The 3,118-nt window shown below is 70.7% G+C and carries 3 protein-coding genes; 2 read left to right on the top strand and 1 reads right to left on the bottom strand.

Annotated elements, in window-relative coordinates; all coding sequences use genetic code 11:
• The first annotated feature begins 148 nt into the window (after positions 1 to 148).
• The gene (gene mltB / locus AC27KI_RS21735) at positions 149 to 1,231 is read left to right on the top strand and encodes a lytic murein transglycosylase B (RefSeq protein ID WP_487090710.1); all 1,083 of its coding nucleotides are present in this window, start codon (positions 149 to 151) and stop codon (positions 1,229 to 1,231) included.
• A 59-nt stretch (positions 1,232 to 1,290) separates the two neighbouring features.
• Positions 1,291 to 1,854, top strand: a complete 564-nt coding sequence (locus tag AC27KI_RS21730) for a histidine phosphatase family protein (protein ID WP_487090709.1) — start codon at positions 1,291 to 1,293, stop codon at positions 1,852 to 1,854.
• 55 nt (positions 1,855 to 1,909) lie between these two features.
• On the opposite strand, the gene AC27KI_RS21725 is transcribed toward AC27KI_RS21730, so the two are convergent.
• Positions 1,910 to 3,118: branched-chain amino acid ABC transporter substrate-binding protein (locus AC27KI_RS21725; RefSeq protein ID WP_487115777.1), on the bottom strand; the 1,209-nt coding region annotated here is incomplete at its 5' end.

Below are 3,118 nucleotides of genomic sequence, written 5' to 3'. Positions count from 1 at the left end.
CGCCAGCGCGCCCATCGCCGACTGGCTGCTGCGCCTGGGAACACACCCGCCTACGCGCCCGAACCGGCCACCGCCCTGGCTGACCTGCGGCGCGACCTGCGCCGCCTGCCCTGGCCGGCGCACCAGCCGCCGACCCCTTGACCGCCCCATGCCCTCTTTCGCCCTCCTTCGCCACGCCCTGCTGCTGATCGCCGCCGCCCTCCTGTCCCCGGGTGCCATCGCCCAAAAGCCCGTCAAGAAAAACCCGCCCCGAGCCCCGGCCACGGCCCCGCAGCCGGCGATCTTCTACGACCAGCGCGCCGATGCCATGCAGTTCGCCGACGACATCGCCGCGCGCCGCGACCTGGACCGCGAATGGGTGCGCCAGGCCATTGGCCAAGCGCGCTTTCTGAGCCAGGTGCCGCGCCTCATGCTGCCGCCGCCGCCCGGCACGCCCAAGAACTGGCGCGTGTACCGCAGCCGCTTCGTCGAGCCCGTGCGCATCCGCGCGGGCGTGCGCTTCTGGCACGACAACGCCGACACGCTGGCCCGCGCCGAGCGCGAATACGGCGTGCCGGCGGAAATGATCGTCGGCATCATCGGCGTGGAAACCATCTACGGCCAGCAGATGGGCAACTTCCGCGTCATTGACGCGCTGGCCACCCTGTCGTTCGACTTTCCCATGGCCCACCCGCGCGCGGCCGAGCGCGTGGCGTTCTTCCGGGGCGAGCTGGAGCAGTTCCTGAGCCTCATGCAGCGCACCAACGCCGACCCGCTGGAGCCGCGCGGCAGCTACGCCGGCGCCATGGGCCTGGGCCAGTTCATGCCCTCCAGCTGGGCGCGCTACGCGGTGGACTTCGACGGCGACGGCCGCATCGACCTCTTCAACAGCCCCGCTGACGCCATCGGCTCGGTCGCCAACTACTTCAAGGGCCACGGCTGGACCACCGGCATGCCCACGCACTATGCCGTCGAATTCGACCCCGCCCGGCTGCGCCTCGAAGACCTGCTGGCCCCCGACATCCTGCCCACCTTCACCGTGGCCCGCATGGCCGAACTGGGCGCACTGGTGCAGGGCGACGGCGCCACCCACCGCGGCCCACTGGCCCTGGTGGAACTGCAGAACGGGGTTGGATCGCCCGTCTTCTACGCGGGCACCGAGAACTTCTATGCCGTCACGCGCTACAACTGGTCGAGCTATTACGCCATGGCCGTGATCGAGCTGGGGCGCGAAGTGAACGCGGCGCGGTAGCAAAACCCGGCGGAAGAAAAAAGCGAGCGCTCCCCGCTTCGGGGGCCACAATGGACCGCATGCAACGCCGTCAACTCCTGCGCCTGGGATCGGCCGCCAGCCTGGCTGGCGCCCTGTTCTCCACCGCCACCTCCTCCTACGCCGCCACCGAGACCGGCACCGTGCTGCTGATGCGGCATGCGCAGACCGACCCCGGCACGGGCGATCCACCCGGCTTCGCCCTGGGTCAATGCAGCACGCAACGCAACCTCAGCGCCGAAGGGCGCGCGCAGGCCCAGCGCATCGGGACACTGCTGAAGCAGCAAGGCCTGGCGCCCCAGCGGGTGCGCTCCAGCGCCTGGTGCCGCTGCCAGGACACCGCCATGCTGGCCTTCGGCCAGATGGAACCGTGGGAGGCGTTGAATTCGTTCTTCGATGGCGGGGACACCCAAGGCGCGCAGACCGCAGCGCTGCGGAAAGCGCTGGCGGCAGTGCCCGCCGGGCAGGTCGAGGCGTGGGTGACGCACCAGGTCAACATCACGGCATTGACAGGGGTTTACCCGGCGTCGGGCGAGGTGCTGGTGTTGCGGCGGGGGGATGGGGTGGATGGAGCGCCGATGGTGCTGCGGCGGATCAAGGGCTAGCGGCCCAACCATCCCCGCGATCCGGACTCGGGCCGCCCTGGTCCCCCGCAGGGAATCACGGCCGCACCATCTTGCAGCTCTGCGGCTGCTCCGCCTTCTCCGCGGCGATCTGGCGCACCACGCGAAACCCATAGCCCGAACCCTCCACGTCGAACGGCACGCCGGGCGCGCCCTGCCGGTCCATCACGCCCACGGCCAGGGGCTGCTGGAACTGGTGGTCGGCCGCGCGCATGGTGCCGGCCTGGCCGTTCAGCTGCACCTTCGCGGTTTCCATGGCGCGGGCGACGGCGGTGGCGTCGGTGCTGCCGGCGCGCTCGATGGACTGGGCGAGGGTCTCCACCATGAGCTGCATGCGCATGTGCACGTAGTCGTCGGCGGGCTGCGGGAAGCGCTGGCGGAAGGAGCGGTAGAAGGCCTCGCTCTGCGCGCCCGGCACGTTGGGCAGCCAGTCGGCCACGGCCACGACCTTGCCCACGCCGGCATCGCCGAGCGCGGCGGGCGCGCCCAGGGCGTTGCCGTAGAAGGTGTAGAACATGCCGTCGTAGCCGACCTCGCGCGCGGCCTTGACGAGCAGGGTGAGGTCGTTGCCCCAGTTGCCGGTGACGACGGCCTGGGCGCCGCTGGCCTTGATCTTGACGGCGTAGGGGGCGAAGTCCTTCACGCGGCCGACGGGGTGCAGCTCGTCGCCCACCACGGCGACGTCGGGGCGCTGGACGGCCAGCTGCTTCCTGGCCTCGCGCAGTACGGCCTGGCCGAAGCTGTAGTCCTGCCCGATGAGGTACACGCTCTTCAGGGCCTTGTCCTCGCGGATCACGTCCATGAGCGCGGCCATGCGCATGTCGGCGTGGGCGTCGAAGCGAAAGTGCCAGAAGCTGCACTTTTCGTTGGTGAGGATGGGATCGACGGCCGAGTAGTTGAGGAACAGCACGCGCTTGCCCGGCTCGCGCTCGTTGTGCTTGTTGATGGCCTCGATCAGCACGGCGGCAGTGGCCGACGAGTTGCCCTGCAGGATGATGCGCGCGCCGTCGTCGATGGCCGCGCGCAGGGCGGACAGGGCCTCTTCGTTCTGGCCCTTGCTGTCGTAGCGCTCGATCGCCAGGGGGCGGGCACCGCCGGCCGCGGTGGGCAGGCGCACGCCGCCGCGCGCGTTCACGCGCTCGGTGGCCCACAGCACGTTGCGGAACACCGCCTCGCCGGTGTTGGCGAAGGGGCCGGACATGCTTTCGATGAGCGCGACCTGGATGGGGCGCGCCGGTGGCTGCGG

It is taken from the genome of Acidovorax sp. KPB24-03 (assembly GCF_057546605.1).
Note: the sequence above shows the minus strand (reverse complement) of the source record. Positions and strands in the feature narration are given on the sequence as shown.

Coding starts and splice junctions, on each gene's coding strand:
- mltB (WP_487090710.1), top strand. CDS start 149: ATGCCCTCTTTCGCCCTCCTTCGCCACGCCCTGCTGCTGATCGCCGCC.
- AC27KI_RS21730 (WP_487090709.1), top strand. CDS start 1,291: ATGCAACGCCGTCAACTCCTGCGCCTGGGATCGGCCGCCAGCCTGGCT.